Annotated in this window: 3 protein-coding genes; all 3 read left to right on the top strand. The window is 71.2% G+C overall.

Annotated features, from left to right (window positions below):
• The first annotated feature begins 208 nt into the window (after window positions 1-208).
• Window positions 209-778, top strand: coding sequence for an adenine phosphoribosyltransferase (locus tag G6R24_RS16775; RefSeq protein ID WP_163550178.1), 570 nt, complete (start codon window positions 209-211; stop codon window positions 776-778).
• Window positions 779-939: 161 nt separating this feature from the next.
• Window positions 940-3,507 (top strand): RelA/SpoT family protein, encoded by a 2,568-nt coding sequence (locus tag G6R24_RS16770; RefSeq protein ID WP_192029167.1) that lies wholly within the window; start codon window positions 940-942, stop codon window positions 3,505-3,507.
• Window positions 3,508-3,558: 51 nt separating this feature from the next.
• Window positions 3,559-6,201, top strand: coding sequence for a RelA/SpoT family protein (locus G6R24_RS16765; RefSeq protein ID WP_225438632.1), 2,643 nt, complete (start codon window positions 3,559-3,561; stop codon window positions 6,199-6,201).
• Window positions 6,202-6,559 lie beyond the last annotated feature (358 nt).

The following is a 6,559-nucleotide window of genomic DNA, read 5'->3' as shown; positions in this document are numbered from 1 at the left end:
CGTCGGCCGCAGCCAGGTGCCGCCGCGCGACGCGCCGGGCAGCGCAAGCCCGGGCGTCGGGGGCGGCCAAGCGGTAAGAAGCGACGGTAGGAAACGTCCGCCGGACGTGACACGAACAAGCCGGGCGGGTCCCGCGTACGGCGCCGGCTGTGCCGGGCCGTCTGGAACACAGGCAGCGGACTAACCCGAAAGTGGGCGAAACGAAACGATGACAGGCATCGGCGAGGCGGTACCCCTGCGGTCCGCCACGAACGACGCGGCCGCCGACGTGCTGCGTAGCCACGTCCGGGACATCCCGGACTGGCCGCAGCCCGGCGTCGTGTTCAAGGACATCACCCCGCTGCTGTCGTCACCCACCGCGTTCGGCGTGGTGATCGGCGCCATCGCGGACATCGCGCGGGAGCGGGGTGCCACCACTATCGCGGGCATCGAGGCGCGCGGCTTTCTGCTGGCCGCCCCGGTGGCCGACCGGATCGGTGCCGCCCTGGTGCCGATCCGCAAGAAGGGCAAACTGCCCGGACCGATCCGCAGCGCCACCTACGACCTGGAGTACGGCAGCGCCACCATCGAGATCCACGCGGACGCGGTACCCGCCGGTGAGAGGGTGCTGCTGGTGGACGACGTGCTCGCCACCGGGGGCACCGCCGCGGCCGCACACGGCCTGCTCGTGGAGTGCGGCGCCGAGGTGGTCGCACTGACGGTGCTCATGGAACTGTCGTTCCTGCCCGGTCGCTCGCGGCTGGGAACACTAGATATTGTCCCACTTCTGACGATTTGACCTAAATCGGCGCTGGTCTGCGGAAGGCGGGGGCCGGTCCCGGGGTTACGCTCGTCAGAGCAGTCCCCAGTCTGGAGCGGCCCGTGCCTGAGGCAGCGCCGGTGACCACCGGAGCGTCGTCGTCCGCCTCGGCCCCCATCAGGGAGCCGAGGTCGGCGGCGATGCCCGCGCGCCCGGCGTCCGGCCGCGAGCCGGTGGCTCGTGAGCTCACGGCCCGTCAGCCGGCGGCCGTCAAGCCGGCGGCTCGCCCGCCGGTAGGCCCGGAGTCGGTAGGCCCGGAGTCGGTAGGCCCGGAGTCGGTAGGCCCGCATCCGCTGCCCGAGCGGGCACCGGATGGTCCGTCCGAGGCGGCGACGCCCGGCAGCGGTCTCTCGGCCGGTGACCCGCCTGGCGTTGGCGCGTCCGGAGGGTCGCAGAGCGCTCCGGTGATCCCGCGGCTCGGGCACGAGTCGCCGCCGTTGCCGCGCCGGGTACGTGGTCGGCTCTCCCGGCTGTCCACCCACCGGGCCACGCCGTCGTCCACGCTGGACCCGGTGCTGCGGGGGTTGCTCGCCAACCATCCGCGGGCCGATATCGACCAGGTGCTGCGGGCCTTCGAGGTCGCTGACGCGGCGCACGCCGGTCAGGTGCGTTTCTCCGGCCATCCCTACATCAGTCATCCCATCGCGGTCGCGGGCATCCTCGCCGATCTCGGGATGGACACTCCGACGCTGTCCGCGGCCCTGCTGCACGACACGCTGGAAGAGACATCACTGACCGTCGACGTGATCCGGGAGACCTTCGGGGACCAGATCGCACTGATCGTGGACGCGGTCAGCAAACTTAACCGCGTGAAGGTCGGGGAGGCGGCGCAGGCGGAGACGATCCGCCGGATGGTCGTGGCCATGGCCCGCGACCCCCGGGCGCTGGTCGTCAAGCTCGCCGACCGGCTGCACAACATGCGTACCCTGCGGTTCCTGCCCGAACACAAGCAGGAGCGCAAGGCCCGCGAGACGCTCGAGGTCTATGCCCCGCTGGCCCACCGCCTCGGCATGAACTCGCTGAAGTGGGAGCTGGAGGACCTCTCCTTCGCCGCGCTGTACCCGAAGCGGTACGACGAGATCGTCCGGCTGGTCGCCGACCGCGCGCCGAGCCGCGACGTCTACCTCGCCGACGTGATCGGCCAGGTGCAGACCGGTCTGCGCGACTCGCGGATCAAGGCGGTCGTGTCCGGCCGGCCGAAGCACTACTACTCGATCTACCAGAAGATGGTGGTGCGCGGCCGGTCGTTCGACGACATCTACGACCTGGTCGGTATCCGCGTCCTGGTGGACTCCGTCCGCGACTGCTACGCCACGCTCGGCAACGTCCACGCGAACTGGAAGCCGATCCCGGGCCGGTTCAAGGACTACATCGCGATGCCGAAGTTCAACATGTACCAGTCGCTGCACACGACGGTGATCGGCCCGGAGGGCAAACCCATCGAGTTGCAGATCCGCACTCATGCCATGCACAACCGGGCCGAGTACGGCATCGCCGCGCACTGGAAGTACAAGGAGGACGGGGTCGCCGTGCGTACCTCGGCCACCCCACGTCCCGGGCGGCGCCGCGGCGGCGCGGAGCCGGACCTGATGAGCTGGCTGCGCCAGGTGCTGGACTGGCAGCGCGAGAGCGCGGACCCCGGCGAGTTCCTCGACAGCCTGCGGTTCGCGGCGGAGACCGACGAGGTGTTCGTGTTCACCCCGAAGGGTGACGTCATCCCGCTGCCGGTCGGGTCGACCTCGGTCGACTTCGCCTACGCGGTGCACACCGATGTCGGCCACCACTGCGTCGGCGCGCGCATCAACGGCCGGATCGCCACGCTGGACACCCAGCTCGACAACGGCGACACGGTCGAGGTCTTCACCTCGCGAGCCCCGTCCGCGGGTCCCAGCGAGGACTGGCTGATGTTCGTCCGCTCGTCCCGGGCCAGGTCGAAGATCCGCCAGTGGCATGCCCGGGAGCGCCGCGAGGACGCGATCGTCGCCGGCCGTGACGCGATCGGTCGGGCGATGCGCCGTCATGGTCTGCCGCTGTCCCGGCTGATGAGTGGCGACGCCCTGCTGGGCCTGGCCAAGGACATGCGCTACCAGGATGTCGCCGCGCTGTACGCGGCGGTGGGGGAGAACCACCTGAGCGCGGCGTCCGTGGTCAGCCGGCTGCTGGCGACCCTGGGCGGCCCGGAGGGCGCCGAGGAGGACGTCGGCGAGACCGAACTGCCGATCCGCACGCTGCGCCGTTCCGCCGCGGAACCCAGCGTGCTGGTCACCGGCGCTCCCGACGTGTGGACGAAACTCGCCCGCTGCTGCGCGCCGATGCCCGGCGACGACATCGCCGGCTTCGTCACCCGCGGTAAGGGGGTGTCGGTGCACCGCGGCGACTGCGTCAACCTCACCGGGCTGCGCGGCGGCCCACACGACCGGTTGGTCGAGGTCGCGTGGGCGGCCTCGTCGGGCTCGGTGTTCCTCGCCGTGATCCAGGTCGAGGCGCAGGACCGCACCAAACTGCTCTCCGACGTGACCCGGGTGCTGTCCAACCGGCACGTCAACATACTGTCCGCATCGGTCACCACGACCCGTGATCGTGTGGCGGTCAGTCGCTTCACCTTTGAGATGGGCGACGCGAAGCACCTCGGGAACATCCTGAGCGCGGTCCGATCCCTGGATGGGGTCTACGACTGTTTCCGCGTCACCTCGGGCGTACAGGCCTAGCCGAGAGCCAGGCCTGGCAGTCCCGGGCCTGGCCAGACCCAAGGGGGCGCCGTGGATGCAGAGACGGTAGGTGCGGGCTTTCCGGCCGGCGGCGGGCTGTCCCCCGCGCTGGCCAGATCGGCCGCGGCCGACGACGCCTCCCGGGCGATGTCGGCCGCCCGCCAGGCAAGCGTGCGGCTCGCGTACCTGGCCCGGCGGATGGCCGCGCCGCGGATGTCGCAGGTGCCCCCCGAGCTGCGCGACATCGTCGAGGCCCATCGGGACTACCATCCCCGCGCCGACATCGCGGCCCTCGTGCACGCCTTCGGCGTCGCCGAGCAGCTGCACGCCGGACAGATGCGCCGCAGCGGCGACCCCTACATCAGCCATCCGCTGGCCGTCACCGCCGAACTCGCCGAACTCGGCGTCGACACGACCACCCTCATTGCGGCCCTGCTGCACGACACCGTCGAGGACACCGGCTACACCCTCGCCTCGGTGACCGCCGAGTTCGGGCCCGAGGTCGCCAACCTCGTCGATGGCGTCACCAAACTGGACAAGATGCGTTTCGGGGAGGCCGCCGAGGCCGAGACGCTGCGCAAGCTCATCGTCGCGCTGGCCCGGGACTACCGGGTGCTGGTCATCAAGATCGCCGACCGGCTGCACAACATGCGCACGCTCAACTTCATGTCCCCGGCCAAACAGCAGAAGATCTCCCGGGTGACGCTGGAGATCCTGGCGCCGCTGGCCCACCGGCTCGGCGTGAGCGTGATCAAACGCGAGCTCGAGGACCGGGCGTTCGCCGTGCTGCATCCCGCCGAACACGCCCGCATCGCCACCGTCGTCGACGAGTTCACCGCCGCCGAGCAGAACAGCGGCGCCATGCGGGACATGGTGTCGCGACTGCGGTCCGGTCTCGCCAGCGCCCGGATCGACGGCGAGGTGGCCATCCGGGCCAGTCACCTGTTCTCCATCTACAAGCGGGCCCAGGAACGGGCGCGGGCACCGCGGGACTACACCGACATCGTCCGGGTGCTCGTTCTCGTCGACGAGATCACCGACTGCTATGCCGCGCTCGGCGTGATCCACGCCCTGTGGCGCCCGGTGCCGGGCCGGCTGCGTGACTTCGTCGCGACCCCGAAGTTCAACATGTACCAGTCGCTGCACACCACCGTCGTCGACGATGACGGCCGCAGCATCGACATCCAGATCCGCACCGCCTCCATGCACCAGCTGGCCGAGACCGGCATCATCGCCCGTCCCGTCGGGGCCGGGGCCGACGGCGCCCGGCTGGAGGGCCTGTCCTGGCTGCACAGCCTGCTGGACTGGCAGGAGGACACCGTCGACTCGGACGAGTTCCTCGAGTCGCTGTCGTCGGACCTGGAGTCCGACGAGGTGCTCGCCTTCACCCCGAAGGGCCGCATGATCGCACTGCCGGCCCGCTCCTCCCCGGTGGACGTCGCCTACGCGGTGCACACCGACATCGGCCACCGGGCGATCGGCGCCCGGGTCAACGGCCGGCTCGTCCCGTTGCACACCCGGCTGCGCAACGGTGACGTGGTCGAGATCCTCACCTCCAACCTCCCCGGCGCCGGCCCCTCGGAGGACTGGCTCCGCTTCGTGCGGACCTCCCGGGCTCGCGTCCGCATCCGTCGCCACCTGGCCCGGGTCCGGCGCACCTCCCCATCCGGGTCCTCGTCGTCGTTCTCGTCCCCGACCGCCGGTGTGACCTCGTCCACCGGTGTCGGTACGTCCGGTGGTGTCGGTACGTCCACCGGTGTCGGTACGTCCGTGGGTAGGGCTTCGTCCTCGCCTTCGGCCGGGACGAGCCCGACGGCACGACCGCTCGGGTCCGGCGGGGCGATGTGGCCGGCGATCAGCGCCGGGAAGCCACCGACAGCCGGGACCGCTCCCCGCGCCCTCGACGGCGGCGAGACCGATGGGACCGTGCCGACCGGTGTGACGGTGCCGACCAGCGCGACGGTGCCGACCGGTGCGGCTGGCGAGCTCGGGGCGGCCGTCGCCGGGCCGGGACGTCGTGGGAGCGCTGGCAGCCAGTCCGCCGTCGCTGATGACGGGACCGGCGTGCGGACGCCGATCCGGCTGGCGCGATGTTGCCTTCCGCTGCCTGGCGACACCGTCGTCGGCCTCACCACCCACGGGAACGCTGCGGCCCTGCATCGACAGGAATGCGCGAACGTGATCGATGTGTCGGCGGAGCGTGAGCGGGTACCGGTGGCGAGCTGGTCCATGCCGCAGGTCACGATCTTCCCGGCGGAGATCGCTGTCGAGGCGTTCGACCGCTACGGGCTACTGGCCGACATCACCGAGATTCTCTCCGAGACCTCGGTCTCGGTGCGGGCGGCCTCCACCACCACGTCGGACGACCGGGTCGCCCACGCCCGTTTCACCATCGAGGTCACCGGCCTGGAGCAGCTCGGCCGTATCCTCGCCGCGGTCCGTCACGTCGGCGGCGTGTACGACTGCTATCGCGCCTGCCAGACCCAGTCCCCGCCGCGCACCCCCCGGTCAGGCACGACCAGCCCGGCCGGCCCCGGCGATCCCACCACCACCACCAGTACCAGCAGCACCAGCGGCTCCGGCTCCGCGTCGGCGCCCTCCCGTTCCTCCCGCCCGCCCCGAACCTCACGGTCGCTGCCCGGATCGGTGCCGACGGCCACCGCGCCGCGGGAACCCGAATCGACGGTGGGCTAGCCGCCTCGCCCGGCCCTCGGCGTCGACGGCCCGCTCCGCGGACGGATGCCGAGGGTTGTGCGGTCGCATGCCGAGGGTTGTTCGGTGTGGGGAGGCCGAATCCTTGAACAACCCTCGGCATGTCGCGATCTCTGTCGTGATCCGGAGGCGCTGGAGCACATGACCCCACCGCTTGGACCCGGCGAACGCACACCCCGGTTCCCGGGCGGGACGGCCCGCGGCGAAACCATGATCCGATGTCGGACGCGAGCCTCGGGGGGACTCTGGGCATCAAAGCCGACACCTGGGGTGATCAGGCGGGTGTGATGTCTGGCTCGACGGGCGGACCGCGGCCAGCGCCGGGCGCGGTCCGCGGCCG

Origin of the sequence: Candidatus Frankia nodulisporulans, assembly GCF_902806475.1 — a bacterium.
Lineage (GTDB): Bacteria > Actinomycetota > Actinomycetes > Frankiales > Frankiaceae > Frankia > Frankia umida.
Note: the sequence above shows the minus strand (reverse complement) of the source record. Positions and strands in the feature narration are given on the sequence as shown.